Below are 20,022 nucleotides of genomic sequence, written 5' to 3'. Positions count from 1 at the left end.
AAATCATTTATAAGCAAGGGCAATAAACCAGCATTTACATACAGGGTGATATTGTGGGTAAAGTGATTGCCGTGGCTAACCAGAAAGGTGGCGTAGGAAAAACAACTACTTGCGTTAACCTCGCCGCTTCGTTAGCAGCAACAAAACGTAAAGTATTATTGATCGATCTCGATCCTCAAGGTAATGCCACCATGGGGAGCGGTGTCGATAAGTATGACGTAGCTAATACAGCCTATGAATTATTGGTTGAAGAAAAATCCTTCGACGAGATCGTCATTAAAAACACTGCAGGTAAGTATGATCTGATCGCCAGTAATGGCGATGTCACTGCGGCAGAAATCAAATTGATGGAGTTTTTTGCCCGTGAGGTTCGTTTGCGTAACGCGCTCGCACCGATCAAAGATCAATATGATTATATCTTCATCGACTGCCCTCCTTCATTGAACATGTTGACCGTAAATGCTATGTCTGCGGCCGACTCTGTACTCGTGCCTATGCAGTGTGAATATTATGCCCTCGAAGGCTTAACTGCGCTGATTGATACCATCACTAAGCTTGCTGCTATGGTTAATCCTGGACTTGGCATCGAAGGCATTTTACGTACTATGTATGATCCGCGTAATCGTTTGTCTAATGATGTGTCCGATCAGCTAAAACAACATTTTGGTGACAAAGTCTATCGTACCGTTATCCCACGTAATGTGAGGCTAGCAGAAGCACCAAGTTTTGGAGCGCCTGCTATGTATTACGATAAATCGAGTGCTGGCGCTAAGGCGTATCTAGCGCTTGCGGGTGAAATGATCCGTCGTTCAGAACAACAAACTCAGGCTAAGCAAGCGTAAAGGATCACCATGACGTTGAAAAAAAGAGGATTAGGCAAAGGGTTAGATGCCCTACTGAGTAACAGTCATGCCGCCAGTAAAAAGCACACTGACGAAGCTGATGTTGTCGATAAAAAAGAAGAGCTTATCCATCTCGATTTAGACTTATTACAGCCAGGTAAGTATCAACCTCGTAAAGACATGTCCCCCGAAGCGTTGGAAGAACTGGCACACTCTATCCGCAACCAAGGCATTATTCAGCCTATCGTTGTGAGACAAGTGACGAATAACATGTATGAGATCATTGCGGGTGAACGTCGTTGGCGTGCTGCGCAACTTGCTGGCTTGAATAAAATCCCCTGCATAGTAAAGCAAGTACCTGATGAAGCCGCTGTTGCTATTGCTTTGATTGAAAACATCCAGCGTGAAGACTTAAATGCCATGGAAGAAGCCATTGCATTGCAACGTTTAATGCAAGAGTTTGAACTGACTCACCAACAGGTTGCCGATGTTGTGGGAAAATCCAGAGCGAGTGTATCTAACTTGTTACGTTTAAACGGCTTAAATGAGCCGGTTAAGCGTCTACTCGAGTATGGCGACATTGATATGGGTCATGCTCGCGCTTTGTTGGCAATTGAGGGAGAAGAACAAACAAATCTTGCGAGATTAGTGGCCGCTAAGGAATTAACCGTTCGCGAAACTGAACGATTAATTAATCAAACCTTAAATCCGCCTAAACAAGCCGAAACTACGACTAAAGATCAAGATGTTTGTCGTTTAGAGCAGCAGTTAATTGAAAGATTAGGTGCCAAGGTTTCGATCGCTCATAGCAGTAAGGGCACGGGTAAAATTGTAATTAACTATCAGAATCTGGCTGAATTAGACGGAATTCTTAGTAAAATTCATTAATGTCTGTAGATTAACAGTTTTTAATGTAAATTTGTGACAGATGCTAATCTTACATTTTAACTCGTTTGGCGCGAGATCACGTTAAAAGTGTTGTTTTTCCTTATCTCAAAGTTGCAATGAAGGCGTGAAAAGGTATACTTTCGCAAGCTTTTTGTGCATCGACATTAATACGGGTATTTGTCATCCGGTCATCGAAACAAAAAGTATGAATGCGGAGAGGATGAATTGAGTAAGGTTTTAGCGCGTCGTGGCCGGTGGTCAGCCTATAAATTGGTGATGATGCAGGCGGCGGTCGCTGGGGGTGCTTCAATTCTCTTTTTCGCCGTGTGGGGAGTTCAGTTTGGCTATTCTGCATTAGCAGGTGGTTCAATCGCTGTGCTCCCTAATTTTGTATTCGCAACCCTCGCTTTCTCCCACACGGGAGCAAGTTCAGCTGCAAAAGTCATAAAGACTTTTTACTGGGGGGAAGCGGTAAAGTTGCTGTTAACCATCGCAATGTTTTCGTTTGTGTTTATCAATCTTAAGGTCGCTTTTATGCCGCTTTTTGTTTGTTATGTGCTGACGCTAATCGTGCATTGGACAGCTCCTTTATACTTCAAGCAAAGTTAAGTGGGATGAATCATGGCTGCAACTGGTGAAGCGTTAACACCGCAGGGCTATATCCAACATCACCTTACCAACTTAAGTGTTGGTGAAGGCTTTTGGACATGGCACATTGATTCGTTGTTCTTTTCGGTTGGTCTTGGTGTTCTGTTCCTGTGGATTTTCCGCAGCGTTGGTAAAAAAGCGACTTCCGGTGTTCCTGGCAAACTGCAATGTTTTGTTGAGATTATCGTCGAGTTCGTAAATAACAGCGTGAAAGAAAGTTTTCATGGTCGCAATGCTCTGATCGCGCCTTTAGCTCTGACCATTTTTGTATGGGTATTCATGATGAACTTCATGGATATGATCCCTGTAGATTGGCTGCCTCACGCAGCAAGTTTAATGGGTATTCCCTATCTAAAAGCGGTTCCGACGACTGACGTTAACATTACTTTTAGCTTAGCTATTGGTGTGTTCGTGCTGATTATTTTTTACAGCATTAAGGTCAAAGGTGTGTCTGGGTTTGTTAAAGAATTGACACTACAGCCCTTTAACCATAAGGCAATGATACCCGTCAACCTCCTATTAGAGACTGTTACTTTGATTGCTAAGCCAATTTCATTGGCATTGCGACTCTTTGGTAACTTGTACGCAGGTGAGTTGATCTTCATCCTTATTGCGCTGATGTATGGTACCAACTTGTTATTATCTACCCTAGGTGTGACTCTGCAACTGGGCTGGTTAATATTCCACATTTTGGTTATCACGCTGCAGGCGTTTATCTTCATGATGTTGACCATTGTTTATTTAAGCATGGCGCATGAAGATCATTAAGGATTGCTGAAGAAATTTTAAACTAAATCATCAACTAATATAGATTTAGATACTGGAGATACAGATGGAAACGATTTTAGGCATGACAGCTATCGCTGTTGCTCTGCTGATTGGTATGGGTGCTCTTGGTACTGCAATCGGTTTCGGCTTATTAGGCGGTAAGTTCTTGGAAGGCGCTGCGCGTCAACCAGAAATGGCTCCTATGCTACAAGTTAAAATGTTCATCGTAGCGGGTCTTCTTGATGCCGTAACTATGATCGGTGTTGGTATCGCATTATTTATGCTATTTACCAACCCACTGGGTGCAATGCTGTAAAAAACGCTTCTGTCTTAACTCTAAATAGGAGGCTGTTGTGAATTTCAACGCTACCCTAATCGGTCAGACGGTCGCCTTTATCATCTTCGTGTGGTTTTGCATGAAGTTTGTATGGCCCCCTTTGATGAATGCCATCGAAGAGCGCCAAAAAAGGATTGCTGACGGTCTAGCTGATGCTGATCGTGCGGTAAAAGACCTGGAGTTGGCACAAGCGAAAGCGACTGACCAACTAAAAGAAGCCAAGGTAACGGCTAATGAAATTATTGAGCAAGCTAACAAGCGTAAAGCTCAAATAGTTGAAGAAGCCAAAACCGAAGCAGACGCTGAGCGTGCTAAAATCATCGCTCAGGGTAAAGCAGAAATTGAAGCTGAACGTAATCGCGTCAAAGAGGATCTGCGTAAGCAGGTTGCTACTCTTGCCATCATGGGTGCTGAGAAGATCCTTGAGCGTTCTATTGATCCAGCCGCCCACAGTGACATAGTTAATAAACTAGTCGCTGAAATTTGATAAGGGAGTTGAGTTATGGCTGAATTAACCACCATCGCTCGCCCTTACGCAAAGGCAGCTTTTGACTTTGCTATTGAACAAGATGCAGTGGATTCTTGGGCTGAAATGCTCACGTTTGCCGCATTGGTGAGTGAAAACGAAACCATGCAACCACTGTTAGCTGGCTCTTTAGCCAGCACTAAGCTCGCAGCACTCTTTATTAGTGTGTGTGGTGAGCAAGTCAATGTGCAAGGTCAGAACCTGATAAAGGTAATGGCTGAAAACGGTCGCTTAAAGGTGCTACCTGCTGTATCTCAGTTATTTACTGAATACCGTAATGAGTGGGCAAAAGAAGTAGAAGCCGATGTGGTTTCTGCAACTGAGTTGAGCTCTGAACAACAACAGCAGATTAGTATTTCTTTAGAGAAACGTCTCGCACGCAAAGTTAAGCTGAATTGTAGCACTGACGCCGCGCTCATCGCCGGTGTAATCATTAAGACAGGAGACCTAGTCATCGATGGCTCGGTCCGCGGTAAGTTATCGCGTCTGTCTGATAAGCTGCAGTCGTAATTGGGAGTTTGAGCATGCAACTGAATTCCACTGAAATCAGCGATCTGATTAAGCAGCGGATCGAGCAGTTCGAAGTCGTTAGCGAATCTCGTAACGAAGGTACTATCGTTGCGGTAAGTGACGGCATCATCCGCATCCACGGCCTAGCCGACGTGATGCAAGGTGAGATGATCGAACTGCCTGGTAACCGTTTTGCAATCGCGTTGAACCTTGAACGTGATTCTGTCGGTGCCGTAGTAATGGGTCCTTATGCTGATTTAGCAGAAGGCGTAAAAGTGAAAACGACTGGCCGTATTCTGGAAGTTCCAGTTGGCCGCGGTCTTCTTGGCCGCGTTGTTAACACTCTAGGTGAGCCAATTGACGGTAAAGGACCTATCGATAACGATGGTTTCTCGCCAATTGAAGTTATCGCACCAGGTGTTATTGAACGTCAGTCTGTTGATCAACCAGTTCAAACTGGTTACAAAGCCGTTGATGCCATGATCCCGATCGGGCGTGGTCAACGTGAATTGATCATTGGCGACCGTCAAACTGGTAAAACAGCAATGGCGATCGACGCAATTATCAACCAGAAAAATTCTGGCATTAAATGTGTATACGTCGCGATTGGCCAAAAGGCTTCTACTATCGCTAACGTAGTACGCAAGCTAGAAGAACACGGTGCGTTAGCTAACACTATCGTTGTTGTTGCAACTGCTTCTGAAGCCGCTGCTCTACAATACTTAGCGCCATATTCTGGTTGTTCTATGGGTGAATACTTCCGTGACCGCGGTGAAGATTCTTTGATCGTATACGATGATTTGTCTAAGCAAGCAGTTGCTTATCGTCAAATTTCGTTACTGCTCAAGCGTCCACCAGGCCGTGAAGCTTACCCAGGTGACGTATTCTATCTACACTCACGTTTATTAGAGCGTGCATCACGCGTTAACGCGATTTATGTAGAGAAGTTCACTAAAGGTGCAGTAACTGGCAAAACTGGTTCTTTAACCGCGCTGCCGATTATTGAAACGCAAGCGGGTGACGTTTCTGCATTCGTACCGACCAACGTAATTTCTATTACCGATGGTCAGATCTTCCTTGAGACCGATCTGTTTAACTCTGGCCTACGTCCAGCGGTTAACCCAGGTATTTCTGTTTCTCGTGTTGGTGGTGCGGCTCAGACTAAGATCATCAAGAAACTGTCTGGTGGTATTCGTACCGCACTAGCACAGTATCGTGAGCTTGCTGCGTTCTCGCAATTTGCATCTGATCTTGACGATGCAACACGTGCTCAGCTTGAGCATGGTGTGCGTGTTACCGAACTGATGAAGCAAAAGCAATATGCTCCTATGAGCGTAGCCGCTCAAGCTGTGTCTATTTTCTCAGCTGAAAAAGGTTACCTGAAGAGTGTTGAGCTGAATAAGGTCGGTAATTTCGAAGCCGCTCTGCTCTCGTTCATGAACAGCGAGCATGCTCCTTTAATGAAGCTTATCAATGATACTGGCGATTATAGCGCTGATATCGAAGCTGAATTAAAAGCTGGCCTCGACAAGTTCGTAGCAACCCAAACCTGGTAACAATGATAGAGGTGTCTTAAGACACCTCAGGTCCAGATTGGAGAGTAGAGATGGCCGGCGCTAAAGAGATTAAAACCAAGATCGCGAGTGTGAAAAACACTCAGAAGATCACGTCCGCCATGGAAATGGTGGCAGCCAGCAAAATGCGCAGAGCGCAGGAACGCATGGCTGCGAGCCGTCCATATGCGGAAAGCATGCGTAAGGTGATCGGTCACGTCGCGCAAGGTTCTCTCGAGTATAAACACCCCTATTTGGAGGTGAGAGAGGCTAAGCGGGTTGGTTACATTGTTGTAGCAACCGACCGTGGCCTTTGTGGTGGTCTGAACGTTAACCTTTTCAAAAAGGTTATTGCAGACGTGAAAAGCTGGAAAGCCCAAGGTGCAGAATTTGAATTTTGCCCTATCGGTGCACGTAGTGTGCAGTTTTTCAAAAACTTCGGTGGACAAGTGTCTGCTCACGCTTCAGGTTTAGGCGATGCTCCAAAGCTCGCTGACTTGATCGGGACAGTCGGTGTCATGCTAGAAGCTTACAACGAAGGCAAGCTGGATCGTCTGTACGTGGTATTTAACAAATTTGTGAATACTATGACGCAGACTCCTGTGATCGAGCAGCTGCTACCTTTGCCTAAATCAGAAGATGATGAAACTGCTCATCGTTGGGATTATATCTACGAGCCAGATCCAAAAGCACTTTTGGATACTTTATTGGTCCGTTATGTAGAATCTCAGGTTTACCAAGGTGTTGTTGAAAACATTGCCTCTGAACAAGCTGCCCGTATGGTGGCAATGAAGTCGGCAACAGACAACGCGGGTGAGCTTATCAACGACTTGCAACTGGTCTATAACAAGGCCCGTCAGGCTGCGATTACGCAGGAACTGTCGGAAATTGTTTCTGGTGCCTCTGCGGTTTAGGTTAGGTAACGAATACAAGTTTTAGAGGATTAATCATGAGCACAGGTACTGTTGTCCAAGTGATTGGCGCGGTTGTGGACGTAGAGTTCCCACAAGATGCCGTACCTCAAGTATATGACGCTCTGAAAATCGTAGGTGAAGGCCCGTGTAATGGTTTGGTGCTGGAAGTTCAGCAACAGCTAGGTGGTGGTGTAGTTCGTACCATCGCTATGGGTTCTTCTGACGGTCTGCGTCGTGGTCTTGAAGTAGTAAACTCAGGTTCACCTATTACTGTTCCAGTTGGTACCGCCACTCTTGGCCGTATCATGAACGTATTAGGCGAGCCTATTGATGAAGCGGGTCCAATCGGTGAAGAAGAGCGTTATGTCATTCACCGTACAGCTCCTTCATACGAAGATCAATCAAGCTCTACTGAACTGTTAGAGACTGGCATCAAGGTTATCGACCTTGTTTGTCCATTCGCTAAGGGCGGTAAAGTCGGTTTGTTCGGTGGTGCGGGTGTTGGTAAGACAGTTAACATGATGGAACTGATTAACAACATCGCTAAAGCCCACTCGGGTCTTTCTGTATTCGCCGGTGTAGGTGAACGTACTCGTGAAGGTAACGACTTCTACTACGAGATGAAAGATTCTGGCGTTCTCGACAAAGTGGCCATGGTTTATGGTCAGATGAACGAGCCTCCAGGTAACCGTTTGCGTGTTGCACTGTCTGGTCTGACTATGGCAGAGAAGTTCCGTGACGAAGGTCGTGACGTACTGTTGTTCGTTGACAACATCTATCGTTATACCTTAGCCGGTACTGAAGTATCTGCACTGTTAGGTCGTATGCCTTCTGCGGTAGGTTATCAACCAACATTGGCTGAAGAGATGGGCGTTCTGCAAGAGCGTATCACTTCAACTAAGACGGGTTCTATTACTTCTGTACAAGCGGTATACGTACCTGCGGATGACTTGACCGATCCGTCACCAGCAACAACCTTCGCTCACTTAGATGCGACTGTTGTACTGTCACGTCAAATTGCTTCTCTGGGTATTTACCCTGCGGTTGACCCATTGGATTCGACTTCACGTCAATTAGATCCATTGGTTGTTGGCCAAGAGCATTATGACGTTGCTAACGGCGTGCAAACTGTACTGCAACGTTACAAAGAGCTGAAAGACATTATTGCGATTCTGGGTATGGATGAATTGTCTGATGAAGACAAGACTGTCGTATTCCGTGCTCGTAAGATTGAGCGTTTCTTATCTCAGCCTTTCTTCGTAGCAGAAGTCTTTACTGGATCTCCTGGTAAGTACGTTTCTCTGAAAGACACTATCCGTGGCTTTAAGGGTATTTTGAACGGTGAGTTTGATCACCTGCCAGAACAAGCGTTCTACATGGTTGGCTCAATCGATGAAGTCATCGAGAAAGCGAACAAAAAGAAATAACTAAGTATTCATACTTAGTTTTTTAAGGAGAACGGGATGGCAGCCATGACAGTACATCTTGATATTGTAAGCGCAGAGAGCAAAATCTTCTCTGGTCGTGTAGCTTCGCTGCAAGTGACTGGTTCTGAAGGTGAGTTGGGCATAATGCATGGCCACGCTCCTTTGCTTAGTTATATCAAACCTGGCATGGCGCGCATCGTCAAGCAAGACGGCAGTGAAGAAGTGTTTTACCTTTCAGGTGGTATTCTGGAAGTGCAGCCTTCTTCTGTCTCCGTATTGGCTGATGTGGTTATGCGTGCCAAAGATATTGATGAGCAAGCGGCATTAGAAGCTAAGCGTCGTGCAGAAGCCCATATGGCAACTGCTGGCGCTGACTTCAATTATGACGCGGCTATGGTTGAGTTAGCTAAGGCTATGGCTCAATTACGTGTTGTTGAAACCATCAAGAAAAACATTGCCAGATAAGGTTATTGTTTGTGAAAAAAGGCGACCCTATGGTCGCCTTTTTTGTGTCTAAAAATGGGATAGATTGGCATTCTTGCATGTCTTTGATTGATTAGCATCGCTATCTACTTCGCTTTTCGATGTGCTTTCCGTTAAAATTGCGCCACTAAATCGACCGCAATTTTTCACCCTCTTGGGTATTTTTTCAAGGATATGGTAATGGCATTAAATGTAGTGATCTTAGCGGCTGGCAAGGGAACACGGATGCGCTCTGATCTTCCTAAGGTATTACATCCCATCGCCCATAAGAGCATGGTGCAACATGTCATCGATACCGCTAATAAAGTTGGCAGTGACTCTATTCAGTTAGTCTATGGTTATGGTGCCGACAAGCTACAAGCCTGTTTGGGTGAGCAACAACTTAACTGGGTATTGCAAGCCGATCAATTAGGCACAGGTCATGCGGTTGCACAGGCTAGCCCACATATCGCCGACAGCGATACAGTACTTATTCTTTATGGCGATGTGCCGTTGATCCAAACATCGACTCTCGAAGCATTACTCGCCGCCCGTCCTGAAAATGGTGTTGCTATTTTAACAGTGAATTTAGCGAATCCTATGGGTTATGGCCGTATTGTCCGTGAGCAAGGAAAAGTCATTGGAATTATTGAGCAAAAAGATGCGACAGCAGAACAGTTGCTGATCAACGAAATTAACACCGGCATCATGGCGGTTCAGGGTAAACAACTTAAAACTTGGTTGAGCCGTTTATCGAACAATAATGCTCAAGGCGAATATTATCTAACGGATATTATTGCTATGGCGCACGCTGATGGCGTTGCTATTGATACTGCTCAGCCACAATCGGCCATTGAAGTCGAAGGCGCCAATAATCGCGTGCAATTAGCGCAACTTGAACGTGCTTACCAAGCTCGTGAAGCCGAAAAGCTCATGTTGGCGGGGGCGAACCTTCGCGACCCAAGCCGTATCGATATCCGTGGTGAAGTCACTGTTGGTATGGATGTGATGATCGATATTAATGTGATATTCGAAGGCAAAGTGACCTTGGGTAATAATGTCACTATTGGCGCAGGCGCGATTTTAATTGATTGCGAGATTGCCGATGATGCTGAGATCAAGCCTTACTCTATTATAGAAGGTGCTACGCTTGGCGTTGCAGCCAGTGCTGGCCCATTTGCACGTTTACGTCCGGGAGCAGAACTTAAGCAAGATGCACATATAGGCAACTTTGTTGAAGTGAAAAAAGCGGTGATTGGTGTGGGATCCAAAGCTGGACACTTAGCCTATTTAGGCGATGCCATCATTGGTGATGGCGTCAACATTGGTGCTGGTACTATTACCTGCAACTATGATGGCGCGAATAAGCATCTTACTGTTATCGAAGATAACGTCTTTGTCGGTTCTGACACTCAGTTGGTGGCTCCAGTGACCATAGGTAAAGGGGCAACTTTAGGGGCCGGTTCAACGATTACCCGTGATGTAGGTGAGAATGAGTTAGTGATCACTCGTGTTAAACAAAAACACCTCACTGGTTGGCAACGTCCAGTGAAAATTAAAAAGTAAGTTTTAAAACTCAACTTAATGTCAAAAAAGCGGCCATGTGCCGCTTTTATCTTTATTGTGTTCAATGTTTTGCACTAAAAAGCCTTTTTATTAAGTAATGCTTAATAATTAAGATTTTCTTCATGTTTTTGTGGTATGGGCAAATTGTTGGTTTTTAAGTTAATTTGATCACTATCACACGCAATTGTAAATTTTCGTAAAGAAGAGAAAATAAAAACACTTCTCATTTATATTGCCTGCAATTTTAAGACGAAAGGTCTATTTGAGGTGTTGGCAATGGTATTTAAATATTCAGTTATAGGTTTAGCTGTAGGCTCGGCATTAATGGCTATGCCGGTTATTGCAGATGTGGCGAACGATAAAAATATTGAGCGCATCAATGTGACTGGCCGTACTTTTAATGACTATAAAGTCGGTAGTGCATCGGGTGCCATGCGTGGCGATATCAACTTAATGGATACTCCACAGTCAGTTAATGTGATCCCAGATTTTGTGACTGATGAACAGTTGGCAACCAATCTAGCGGAAGTATTAGTTAATGATTCGAGTGTGACGGCGGGAACCACGCGCTGGAACCGCCAAGTCTTCAGTATCCGCGGTTTTGAGATTGATTCGGGTAACGGTTATCTTATTAATGGCCATCAACAATGGTCTCACTACGTACAACCAATTGAAACTTTACAGCAAGTCGAAGTATTGAAAGGTCCTTCGAGCATGTTGTACGGCCAATCTGGCCCTGGTGGTTTAGTGAATATGGTCACTAAGAAACCGACCTATGATTCAATGTTAGATCTTGGTTTTGATACGGATGGCTACGGTTCAACCCGTGCTCAGCTAGATGCGGGCGGCAGTTTAAATGATGCTCAGAGTCTTCGTTACCGCGGCGTGTTAGTGAAGCAAGATACTAAATACTGGCGTGAATATTCGACCACAGATGAAAACCAAGAGCGTGATCGCTGGTTGGGTTACTTAAACTTAGAATTTGATATCAGTGATGATGTTCTGTTATCTGTGAAGTACGATCACACCCAAGATAAAGCGGGCATAGATGCGGGTGGTTGGTTAGATAAACAAGGTAATGTTATCGGTGAACGTAAAACAGTTTGGGATGCACCTTGGGCCTTTACCGATAACACAGTCTCTAACTTAGGTGCCGATCTAACTTGGCAGATGAGTGATGATTGGAAAGTTAAAGTCGGCTATAACGATCAACAATTTAATCGTCAACGTTTTGATTCTGCTCCCCAATATACGGAAGACCCATTCACTAAGGGGTATAGCATCAAACCATTCGATCGTTACGACGATTGGCAGCATAAAACCGCTTTCGTGGACTTTACGGGTGAATTTACCTTAGCGGGCATGGAGCACCAATTCCTTATTGGTGCTAACTACTTAGACTATTTCTACCAGCAGCAAATTCAGCGTGGGGCAACTCAAACCGTTATTCCTGGGCAAACGGTAATTGAGCCAGATCTTGATTACCACAATGGCAAAAAAGGTACCCCAAGCGAATACAAGTATTACGGTTTTTATTTACAGGACTTAATGACGCTTAATGAGCAATGGAAATTGCTTGCTGGCGTGCGTTACGACGAACAGAAAAAAGATGGTTATGGCGAAAATAGCTATGCCGTATCGCCTAAGTTTGGTGTGATCTACTCGCCAATGAGTAATGGCAATATTTACGTTAACTATTCAAAAAGCTTTACACCACAAGGCGCGGTAAATAACGAATTCGATGTCAACGATGGCCTGAATTTAAAGCCAGAATACGGTATTCAATATGAACTGGGTACTAAGTGGGAATTGTTTGACGATAGCCTGTTATTAACCGCAGCGGTATTCGATATTACGCTCGAAAACATCACAATTTCAGAGAAATTATCAACACCAATTGGTGATTATACCGATATCACTACTCAGGGTGGTGAACAGAAACATCGTGGCTTTGAAATGGGAGCACAGGGTCAAATCGGTGATAGCTGGTTTGTGACTTCTTCCATGATGTATTTAGATGCAGAGTATCAAACGGGAGATGCCCGTGAAGGTAAAACTCCGATTGATGCCCCTGAGTGGTCGGCCAATATCTGGACCCGTTACGAAGTGACTGACAATTTTGCTATGAACTTCGGTGCTATCTATGTGGGTGAGCGTTTTGCCGATCTCGATAACACTATTACTAAAGATGGTTATGTGCGTTTCGATATAGGTGCAGCCTACACTATGGATATCATGGGCAAAGATGTGAGCCTTCGCGCCAACGTGAGAAACCTCTTCGATACCGATTATATCGATGGTGGTCAGTACAATATGGTCACTATTGGCCAAGACCGTAACTTCAGTGTTGCAGTTGAAGCTAAGTTCTAATACTTATTAGGATTTTTAATCCATTTAAAGCAGTTTATCCCTAAAGGATAAACTGCTTTTTTATGGGCTAATTTCCAAGTTGACTGGCTAGACAGATAAAAAAATTGCTTGGATCATGCAAAAGTGTGTTTCGTATGACTAGCAAAAAAGTTTCGTTTCACTATAATGCACCTTTCGAATCGAAACTTAACTGAAAGGTTTTATGAATAAACGAAACACACAGCAGCGTCGCCACAGCATAATCACCATATTGAACGAACAGGGTGAAGTGAGCGTTGATGAACTGTCGTTACGTTTTGAAACCTCAGAAGTGACGATTCGTAAGGATCTCGCCGCGCTTGAGAAAACTGGCCTGCTATTGCGCCGTTACGGTGGCGCCGTGGCGATTCCAGACGAAGTTACTCAACAGTTCTCTGCCAAGATCGCGCCTAATAAACTTTCTATTGCGAAAACTGCCGCGCAGCTGATTAAAGATCACAATCGCATCATTATCGATAGCGGCACTACGACGTCAGGCTTGATTGAACAGCTGAACGATAAGCGTGGGCTGGTGGTCATGACGAATGCGCTACACCTTGCAAATGCCATCCATGAACTCGAAAACGAGCCAACCTTATTGATGACCGGTGGCACTTGGGACCCGCATTCTGAATCCTTTCAAGGTCAAGTCGCCGAGCAAGTGTTGCGTTCATATAATTTCGACCAACTGTTTATTGGTGCCGATGGTATCGATCTTGAACGCGGGACCACCACCTTTAACGAGTTAACAGGCCTAAGCAAAGTGATGGCAGAAGTTTCCCGCGAGGTAATCGTTATGGTGGATTCAGACAAAATCGGCAAGCGGATCCCTAACTTAGAGTTACCGTGGGCCAAGGTCAGTGTGTTGGTCACCGACTCACGTATCGACGAGAGTGCGTTAAAACAAATTTCAGATCAGGGCGTGCGAGTTATGTTAGCGCCCTATGCTCATTAGACAAAATAGCTTAACAACTTCATTTTAATTTATAGGTAAAGACTATGTGTGGAATCGTAGGCGCCGTGGCGCAAAGGGATGTGGCTGAAATTCTGGTAGAAGGCTTACGCCGTTTAGAATATCGCGGATATGACTCCGCAGGCGTTGCCGTTATTCACAATGGTGAACTCAACCGTACGCGCCGCGTTGGCAAAGTACAAGAGTTGTCGGCTGCGCTTGAAACTGACCCATTAGCAGGCGGAACCGGTATCGCGCACACTCGTTGGGCGACCCACGGTGAGCCGAGTGAGCGTAATGCTCATCCGCATTTATCGGAAGGTGATATTGCCGTGGTGCACAACGGTATTATCGAAAACCACAATAAACTGCGCGAAATGCTTAAAGGTTTAGGTTACAACTTTAGTTCAGATACCGATACCGAAGTGATTTGTCACTTAGTGCACCATGAGCTGAAAACCCATAACACTCTACTTGGTGCCGTACAAGCCACGGTTAAACAACTCGAAGGCGCCTATGGCACAGTCGTTATCGACCGTCGTGATAGTGAACGTATGGTTGTTGCTCGCTCTGGTAGTCCATTGGTGATTGGTTTTGGTCTAGGTGAAAACTTTGTCGCTTCAGATCAACTCGCCTTATTACCCGTCACTCGCTCATTTGCTTTCCTCGAAGAAGGTGATGTGGCCGAAGTGACCCGTCGCAGCGTGAGTATTTTCGACTTAAACGGTAATGCTGTTGAGCGTGAAGTAAAAGAATCTGAAATTACCCACGATGCCGGTGACAAAGGCGAATATCGCCACTATATGCTTAAAGAAATTTACGAGCAGCCATTGGCACTGACGCGCACAATTGAAGGTCGTATTGCTAATAAGCAAGTGCTAGACACGGCTTTTGGTGACAACGCTGCTGAGTTTTTAAAAGATATCAAACATGTGCAAATCATCGCCTGTGGTACTAGTTACCATGCGGGCATGGCGGCACGTTACTGGTTAGAAGATTGGGCTGGCGTGTCTTGTAACGTCGAAATTGCCTCTGAATTCCGTTATCGCAAGTCGCACTTATTCCCAAATAGCCTGTTGGTGACGATTTCACAATCGGGTGAAACTGCCGATACTTTAGCGGCCATGCGTTTAGCGAAAGAAATGGGTTACAAAGCCACATTGACGATTTGTAATGCGCCAGGTTCATCACTGGTTCGCGAATCTGACATGGCTTACATGATGAAAGCAGGCGCAGAGATTGGCGTGGCATCGACTAAAGCTTTCACAGTTCAGCTTGCTGGCTTATTAATGTTGACTGCGGTGATCGGTCGCCACAATGGTATGTCTGATCAAATGCAGGCCCAAATTACTCAAAGCCTACAATCTATGCCTGCAAAAGTGGAACAAGCTTTAGGTTTAGATGCTGCGATTGCTGAACTGGCTGAAGATTTTGCCGATAAACACCATGCATTATTCCTTGGCCGTGGCGATCAATATCCGATTGCGATGGAAGGCGCGTTAAAGCTGAAAGAGATTTCTTATATTCATGCTGAAGCTTATGCCTCTGGCGAATTAAAACACGGCCCACTAGCGCTTATTGATGCCGATATGCCAGTGATTGTCGTTGCGCCAAACAATGAATTGCTCGAAAAACTGAAATCGAATGTTGAAGAAGTGCGTGCCCGTGGCGGCTTAATGTATGTGTTTGCCGATGTGGATGCCGAGTTCGAGTCGGATGACACGATGAAAGTGATCCCTGTGCCACACTGTGACATCTTTATGGCGCCACTGATCTACACTATTCCTTTACAGCTATTGTCGTACCATGTTGCATTAATCAAAGGTACTGACGTGGATCAACCACGTAACTTGGCAAAATCTGTAACAGTAGAATAAATAGAGGTATTTAAATGAAAACCGCCTTTATTGGCGGTTTTTTCATTTAGATTCACGACAAAATGACGATTAACTTACAGCAATAGCAAATGCTGGTGGCTTAGCTTTCTATGCTGGAATGGCATCTAGCTCGTGCTGCTTTTTTGCCTCAATGCGTTTCCACACTTTGTCATGGAAGTAAAACACTACAGTGTTAATCGCGGGTTCTACTAAGGCTACTGCGCCACCGACGACCACGCTGCCAGTTAATAAATAGGTTACGGTAAAAGCGACGCTAAAATGTAGTACAGCAAAAGTGAGTGTCTTAGTCATGATCTTGTCCTCTAAATAGGCTCCCATCGGGAATATCTAGATGATAACAATTCTCATTAAAATTAAAAGCTGTGTTTTCAGATTAGTTTAAACGGTTTTATCTATTTATCCGTTGTAAAAAACATAAAGCCCTCACGATGGAGGGCTTTGAGTATTTAAACGTAAATTAATACGATTCTAAAATTAGTAGTGCCAAGGGAAGGCTGAAAAATCTTGATCGCGTTTTTCGAGGAAGGCATCGCGTCCTTCCTGTGCTTCGGCGCTCGCATAGGCTAAACGCGTCGCTTCACCGGCAAATAATTGCTGACCGACCATACCATCATCAGTCATGTTGAAGCCGTATTTAAGCATACGCATAGCCGTAGGTGATTTAGAGTTAATCTCTTTCGCCCACATTAATGCTTCGGTTTCTAGCTCTGCATGGGGAACGGATTTATTAACCATACCCATGTCGAAGGCTTCATCAGCACTGTAGTTAAATCCGCAGAAGAAGATTTCGCGGGCACGTTTTTGACCTATCATTTTGGCGAGATAAGCACTGCCATAACCTGAGTCGAAGCTCGCAACATCGGGATCGGTTTGTTTAAATATTGCGTGTTCTTTCGAGGCTAAGGTTAAGTCGCACACTACGTGTAAACTATGGCCGCCACCCACCGCCCAGCCCGGCACAACGGCGATGACCACTTTAGGCATAAAGCGGATAAGGCGTTGTACTTCTAATATATGTAAGCGGCCCATTCTGGCTTGATCGGCCTTACCTTCTTCGGCGCCTTCATATTTATAGCCATCTTTGCCGCGAATACGTTGATCGCCACCCGAACAGAACGCCCAGCCACCATCTTTTGCCGAAGGACCGTTACCCGTAAGCAGTACGCAACCCACATCAGACCATTGGCGTGCATGGTCGAGTGCGATAAATAATTCATCAACGGTTTTAGGTCGGAAGGCGTTGCGGCACTCTGGGCGATTAATGGCAATGCGTACTGTGCCGTGCGCTTTGGCTCTGTGGTAAGTAATATCGTCGAAATGAAATCCACTGACTTCATCCCATAGGGTGGGATCAAAAATGTCTGATACTTGTTGGGTCATGATTCATAGGCCTTTATGCTGTAATGCCTCAAAGGCTAGGCGGAATCATATATAAGGTCAATCACCTAAGTCTAAACCTTAGCGCTATATAGCAAAATCCCGTTTGCCTATGAGTCTGTAATGATTAGAGGTGATCACATAGATAAAGCTGATTATCTTTGCTAAACACTGGATGTTGAGGTGCCATAGTACCGCAATAGTTAGCCTTAAAGTCGGCAATAGACTCGGGTGTCATTGGAATTTGATTGAAGGCTTCGAGTTCTAATGAGGATAAACGTTCTATTATGTCGGTTCTTACCTTAGTCAGTTTATGGTCGATTTTAATAATTTTTGTTCCTGTCATAGAGTCAACTTTATTCTCTATTTCTTTGATCATCGCCTCAGTCTTTGCAATAGGAACATCTAATTTATCTGTTTCTGTGTATAAGTAATATAAAGCACCCGCGAGTAGCGCCAATATGATCCAACCTTTCATCTTTTAGTCCAACATAAGTGAATAACCATTAAGAATATGGGTATAATAAGCTAGTTTTCGTCCAATATTAAAGCAGTAAAAGGCTGTAACGATGAACTCAGAATCTAACAACAAGGACTATTCGAAAACCAATCGAATTAAGATTCACCAGCCAGATGCGAGTAAAGCCGATCGCTTTAATCCTCGTAATCGGATTTATGTCCGAGCCATAGACGGTTTGTGGAGTAGCGTACGTCGCCGCATGGGCTGGATCGCCATGTTATTTTTCCTGCTTTTACCTTGGATCCCTTGGGGCGACCGTCAAGCCGTATGGTTTAACTTGGGCGAACAAAAGTTTCACGTCTTCGGTTTAACGATTTGGCCGCAGGATCTCACCTTGCTTGCAGCGTTGTTTATGATCGCTGCCTTCGCTCTGTTTTTTGTGACTACCTATCTTGGCCGTGTTTGGTGTGGATACACTTGCCCTCAAACAGTATGGACCTTTATGTTCATCTGGTTCGAGGAAAAACTTGAAGGCGCACGCAATAAACGCATTAAGTTAGATCAAATGCCATGGAGCTTTGACAAACTTTGGCGTAAAACGGCAAAACATACGGCCTGGCTATTGCTCTCACTGATGACGGCGATGACCTTTGTGTCCTATTTTGTGCCAAGTCGTGAAGTCTATGTCGATGTATTTACGCTTAATGCTTCTGGCGGTATCTACTTCTGGGTCGTGTTCTTTACACTTGCCACATACGGCAATGCGGGTTGGATGCGTGAAATCATGTGTATCCACATGTGCCCTTATGCTCGTTTCCAAGCGGCCATGTTCGATAAGAATACTTTTATCGTGGGTTACGATACTAAACGTGGTGAGACTCGTGGTCCGCGCTCACGCAAAGATGACCCTAAAGAGCTAGGGCTTGGCGACTGTATCGACTGTGACTTGTGTGTGCAGGTATGTCCTACGGGAATCGATATTCGTAATGGTCTGCAATATGAGTGTATTAACTGCGGCGCTTGTATCGATGCCTGCGATCAAACCATGGATCGTATGGGATATGAAAAAGGGCTTATCAGTTATACCACCGAGAACAAGTTAGAAGGAATTAAGCAAAAAGTGCTGCGACCTAAACTTGTCGGTTATGGCGTGGTACTGATAGCGATGATATTAGTCTTTATATACTCCAGTGCGACCATAGCGCCTGTGCGTATGGACATCATTCGTGACCGCAACCAGCTCTATAGAGAGAACAATCAAGGTTTGATTGAAAACACCTTCACCTTGAAGATTCTTAATAAGACAGAGCAATCCCACGAATACACTATGAGTGTCGAAGGATTAGACAACTATAAATGGTACGGTCCAACTTCGGTCACTATTGCGGGTGGTGAAGTGTTAACTCTCCCTATTAGCGTGGGTATCGATCCGGTTGAGCTGTCTCGTTCAGTTACTAATATCGAGATAAAAGTGAAAACTCATATCGACGGTGAAGAAGTCGAAGTTGAGCAAGAATCTCGCTTCTTTAGTCCATAGATAACAGTATTTATGATGATCTAGCTGAGCGTGACTCATATAGATTGTCAGACTTAATCGAGATAAAGGGGCTTTTTAGCCCCTTTTTTATACGTATCGTTTGATAAGTAAACGTCTAAACCATTAATCGTTATTTTCCTACAAAAAGCCCTTGCGGACTTTCTTAATCTCCCTATAATGCGCATCCACTGACACGGCAGACGGCGTTAAGCAGCCTGACGAGTTAGGTTGAATTGAGTCGCTTTTAAGCACTTAATTCAAGCGCAGCAAGAAGTTGAAAAAACTCCTTGACGCGAAACGGGAAATGCGTAGAATACGCAGCCCTAGCCAACTGGAAGCGTTCGACGCTCAGTGTGGTACTCAAGTTCTCTTACGAATATTGAGTTGCTCTTTAACAAGATAAAACAAGAAATCTGTGTGGACACTCACAGGTGTTGAGTTAATCGAAACTGCTTAACCTTCGGGTTGGCAGTCAAAAATTTAAATCAATGTAACAATGAGTGTTCATAGTAATATGTACAGTTTGTTTCTTNAAAAACTCCTTGACGCGAAACGGGAAATGCGTAGAATACGCAGCCCTAGCCAACTGGAAGCGTTCGACGCTCAGTGTGGTACTCAAGTTCTCTTACGAATATTGAGTTGCTCTTTAACAAGATAAAACAAGAAATCTGTGTGGACACTCACAGGTGTTGAGTTAATCGAAACTGCTTAACCTTCGGGTTGGCAGTCAAAAATTTAAATCAATGTAACAATGAGTGTTCATAGTAATATGTACAGTTTGTTTCTTTAGTTAGAAACAAAAAATCAGAATTCATTGAGCCGCTGAAGTCGTAAGACAGAAGCAACAAAACTTTAATTGAAGAGTTTGATCATGGCTCAGATTGAACGCTGGCGGCAGGCCTAACACATGCAAGTCGAGCGGCAGCACAAGGGAGTTTACTCCTGAGGTGGCGAGCGGCGGACGGGTGA

Annotated in this window: 19 protein-coding genes and 1 rRNA gene; 17 read left to right on the top strand and 3 right to left on the bottom strand. The window is 44.6% G+C overall.

Annotated elements, in window-relative coordinates:
• Positions 1 to 53: 53 nt before the first annotated feature.
• The 15 genes from HUB64_RS00100 (at position 54) to glmS (ending at position 15,658) form a co-directional block, all read left to right on the top strand.
• Positions 54 to 842 (top strand): ParA family protein, encoded by a 789-nt coding sequence (locus HUB64_RS00100; protein ID WP_131524522.1) that lies wholly within the window; start codon positions 54 to 56, stop codon positions 840 to 842.
• Positions 843 to 851: 9 nt separating this feature from the next.
• Positions 852 to 1,730 carry a ParB/RepB/Spo0J family partition protein gene (locus HUB64_RS00095; RefSeq protein WP_131524523.1) on the top strand — a complete coding sequence of 293 codons (879 nt, stop codon included), beginning with the start codon at positions 852 to 854 and terminating at the stop codon, positions 1,728 to 1,730.
• A 225-nt stretch (positions 1,731 to 1,955) separates the two neighbouring features.
• Positions 1,956 to 2,339 carry an ATP synthase subunit I gene (locus HUB64_RS00090; RefSeq protein ID WP_105250794.1) on the top strand — a complete coding sequence of 128 codons (384 nt, stop codon included), beginning with the start codon at positions 1,956 to 1,958 and terminating at the stop codon, positions 2,337 to 2,339.
• A 12-nt stretch (positions 2,340 to 2,351) separates the two neighbouring features.
• Positions 2,352 to 3,146 (top strand): F0F1 ATP synthase subunit A, encoded by a 795-nt coding sequence (atpB, locus tag HUB64_RS00085; protein WP_105250793.1) that lies wholly within the window; start codon positions 2,352 to 2,354, stop codon positions 3,144 to 3,146.
• A gap of 64 nt (positions 3,147 to 3,210) precedes the next feature.
• On the top strand, positions 3,211 to 3,462 hold the full coding sequence (atpE, locus tag HUB64_RS00080; protein ID WP_006083840.1) for a F0F1 ATP synthase subunit C: 252 nt from the start codon (positions 3,211 to 3,213) through the stop codon (positions 3,460 to 3,462).
• A gap of 37 nt (positions 3,463 to 3,499) precedes the next feature.
• On the top strand, positions 3,500 to 3,970 hold the full coding sequence (atpF, locus tag HUB64_RS00075; RefSeq protein ID WP_006083841.1) for a F0F1 ATP synthase subunit B: 471 nt from the start codon (positions 3,500 to 3,502) through the stop codon (positions 3,968 to 3,970).
• A gap of 15 nt (positions 3,971 to 3,985) precedes the next feature.
• Positions 3,986 to 4,519 (top strand): F0F1 ATP synthase subunit delta, encoded by a 534-nt coding sequence (gene atpH, locus HUB64_RS00070; protein ID WP_006083842.1) that lies wholly within the window; start codon positions 3,986 to 3,988, stop codon positions 4,517 to 4,519.
• A 14-nt stretch (positions 4,520 to 4,533) separates the two neighbouring features.
• On the top strand, positions 4,534 to 6,075 hold the full coding sequence (atpA, locus tag HUB64_RS00065; RefSeq protein ID WP_168827626.1) for a F0F1 ATP synthase subunit alpha: 1,542 nt from the start codon (positions 4,534 to 4,536) through the stop codon (positions 6,073 to 6,075).
• 50 nt (positions 6,076 to 6,125) lie between these two features.
• Positions 6,126 to 6,986, top strand: coding sequence for a F0F1 ATP synthase subunit gamma (atpG, locus tag HUB64_RS00060; protein WP_006084762.1), 861 nt, complete (start codon positions 6,126 to 6,128; stop codon positions 6,984 to 6,986).
• 35 nt (positions 6,987 to 7,021) lie between these two features.
• Positions 7,022 to 8,413, top strand: a complete 1,392-nt coding sequence (gene atpD / locus HUB64_RS00055) for a F0F1 ATP synthase subunit beta (RefSeq protein WP_105250791.1) — start codon at positions 7,022 to 7,024, stop codon at positions 8,411 to 8,413.
• Between the two features lie 36 nt (positions 8,414 to 8,449).
• Positions 8,450 to 8,878 (top strand): F0F1 ATP synthase subunit epsilon, encoded by a 429-nt coding sequence (locus HUB64_RS00050; protein ID WP_105250790.1) that lies wholly within the window; start codon positions 8,450 to 8,452, stop codon positions 8,876 to 8,878.
• A 198-nt stretch (positions 8,879 to 9,076) separates the two neighbouring features.
• On the top strand, positions 9,077 to 10,441 hold the full coding sequence (gene glmU, locus HUB64_RS00045; protein WP_173496097.1) for a bifunctional UDP-N-acetylglucosamine diphosphorylase/glucosamine-1-phosphate N-acetyltransferase GlmU: 1,365 nt from the start codon (positions 9,077 to 9,079) through the stop codon (positions 10,439 to 10,441).
• Positions 10,442 to 10,717: 276 nt separating this feature from the next.
• Positions 10,718 to 12,811 carry a TonB-dependent siderophore receptor gene (locus HUB64_RS00040; protein WP_173496096.1) on the top strand — a complete coding sequence of 698 codons (2,094 nt, stop codon included), beginning with the start codon at positions 10,718 to 10,720 and terminating at the stop codon, positions 12,809 to 12,811.
• A 202-nt stretch (positions 12,812 to 13,013) separates the two neighbouring features.
• On the top strand, positions 13,014 to 13,784 hold the full coding sequence (locus HUB64_RS00035; RefSeq protein WP_007652285.1) for a DeoR/GlpR family DNA-binding transcription regulator: 771 nt from the start codon (positions 13,014 to 13,016) through the stop codon (positions 13,782 to 13,784).
• 44 nt (positions 13,785 to 13,828) lie between these two features.
• Positions 13,829 to 15,658, top strand: a complete 1,830-nt coding sequence (gene glmS / locus HUB64_RS00030) for a glutamine--fructose-6-phosphate transaminase (isomerizing) (RefSeq protein ID WP_105250786.1) — start codon at positions 13,829 to 13,831, stop codon at positions 15,656 to 15,658.
• Positions 15,659 to 15,766: 108 nt separating this feature from the next.
• On the opposite strand, the gene HUB64_RS00025 is transcribed toward glmS, so the two are convergent.
• The 3 genes from HUB64_RS00025 to HUB64_RS00015 form a co-directional block, all read right to left on the bottom strand.
• The gene (locus HUB64_RS00025; protein WP_105250772.1) at positions 15,767 to 15,970 is read right to left on the bottom strand and encodes a DUF2061 domain-containing protein; all 204 of its coding nucleotides are present in this window, start codon (positions 15,968 to 15,970) and stop codon (positions 15,767 to 15,769) included.
• A 183-nt stretch (positions 15,971 to 16,153) separates the two neighbouring features.
• Positions 16,154 to 17,059, bottom strand: coding sequence for a 1,4-dihydroxy-2-naphthoyl-CoA synthase (locus HUB64_RS00020; RefSeq protein ID WP_113941423.1), 906 nt, complete (start codon positions 17,057 to 17,059; stop codon positions 16,154 to 16,156).
• A 124-nt stretch (positions 17,060 to 17,183) separates the two neighbouring features.
• Positions 17,184 to 17,534, bottom strand: a complete 351-nt coding sequence (locus tag HUB64_RS00015; RefSeq protein ID WP_173248466.1) for a hypothetical protein — start codon at positions 17,532 to 17,534, stop codon at positions 17,184 to 17,186.
• A 91-nt stretch (positions 17,535 to 17,625) separates the two neighbouring features.
• Between HUB64_RS00015 and ccoG the strand changes: the two genes are divergently transcribed.
• Together ccoG and HUB64_RS00005 are read left to right on the top strand one after the other, a co-directional pair.
• The gene (gene ccoG / locus HUB64_RS00010) at positions 17,626 to 19,053 is read left to right on the top strand and encodes a cytochrome c oxidase accessory protein CcoG (protein ID WP_105250769.1); all 1,428 of its coding nucleotides are present in this window, start codon (positions 17,626 to 17,628) and stop codon (positions 19,051 to 19,053) included.
• Between the two features lie 853 nt (positions 19,054 to 19,906).
• Positions 19,907 to 20,022: ribosomal RNA gene (locus HUB64_RS00005) — 16S ribosomal RNA — on the top strand; the annotation flags it as partial.

The organism is Shewanella sp. ISTPL2 (assembly GCF_013283205.1).
Classification (GTDB): Bacteria; Pseudomonadota; Gammaproteobacteria; order Enterobacterales; family Shewanellaceae; genus Shewanella; species Shewanella oncorhynchi.
The sequence above is the reverse complement of the archived record's forward strand: the minus strand, read 5'-3'. Positions and strand labels throughout refer to the sequence as shown.

Excerpts from the sequence above, each read along its gene's own strand:
- HUB64_RS00050 (WP_105250790.1), top strand. The coding sequence starts at position 8,450 with ATGGCAGCCATGACAGTACATCTTGATATTGTAAGCGCAGAGAGCAAA.
- atpE (WP_006083840.1), top strand. The coding sequence starts at position 3,211 with ATGGAAACGATTTTAGGCATGACAGCTATCGCTGTTGCTCTGCTGATT.
- HUB64_RS00040 (WP_173496096.1), top strand. The coding sequence starts at position 10,718 with ATGGTATTTAAATATTCAGTTATAGGTTTAGCTGTAGGCTCGGCATTA.
- HUB64_RS00020 (WP_113941423.1), bottom strand. The coding sequence starts at position 17,059 with ATGACCCAACAAGTATCAGACATTTTTGATCCCACCCTATGGGATGAA.
- ccoG (WP_105250769.1), top strand. The coding sequence starts at position 17,626 with ATGAACTCAGAATCTAACAACAAGGACTATTCGAAAACCAATCGAATT.
- atpA (WP_168827626.1), top strand. The coding sequence starts at position 4,534 with ATGCAACTGAATTCCACTGAAATCAGCGATCTGATTAAGCAGCGGATC.
- HUB64_RS00025 (WP_105250772.1), bottom strand. The coding sequence starts at position 15,970 with ATGACTAAGACACTCACTTTTGCTGTACTACATTTTAGCGTCGCTTTT.
- atpH (WP_006083842.1), top strand. The coding sequence starts at position 3,986 with ATGGCTGAATTAACCACCATCGCTCGCCCTTACGCAAAGGCAGCTTTT.
- HUB64_RS00035 (WP_007652285.1), top strand. The coding sequence starts at position 13,014 with ATGAATAAACGAAACACACAGCAGCGTCGCCACAGCATAATCACCATA.
- atpB (WP_105250793.1), top strand. The coding sequence starts at position 2,352 with ATGGCTGCAACTGGTGAAGCGTTAACACCGCAGGGCTATATCCAACAT.
- atpD (WP_105250791.1), top strand. The coding sequence starts at position 7,022 with ATGAGCACAGGTACTGTTGTCCAAGTGATTGGCGCGGTTGTGGACGTA.
- glmS (WP_105250786.1), top strand. The coding sequence starts at position 13,829 with ATGTGTGGAATCGTAGGCGCCGTGGCGCAAAGGGATGTGGCTGAAATT.
- HUB64_RS00095 (WP_131524523.1), top strand. The coding sequence starts at position 852 with ATGACGTTGAAAAAAAGAGGATTAGGCAAAGGGTTAGATGCCCTACTG.
- HUB64_RS00015 (WP_173248466.1), bottom strand. The coding sequence starts at position 17,534 with ATGAAAGGTTGGATCATATTGGCGCTACTCGCGGGTGCTTTATATTAC.
- glmU (WP_173496097.1), top strand. The coding sequence starts at position 9,077 with ATGGCATTAAATGTAGTGATCTTAGCGGCTGGCAAGGGAACACGGATG.
- atpG (WP_006084762.1), top strand. The coding sequence starts at position 6,126 with ATGGCCGGCGCTAAAGAGATTAAAACCAAGATCGCGAGTGTGAAAAAC.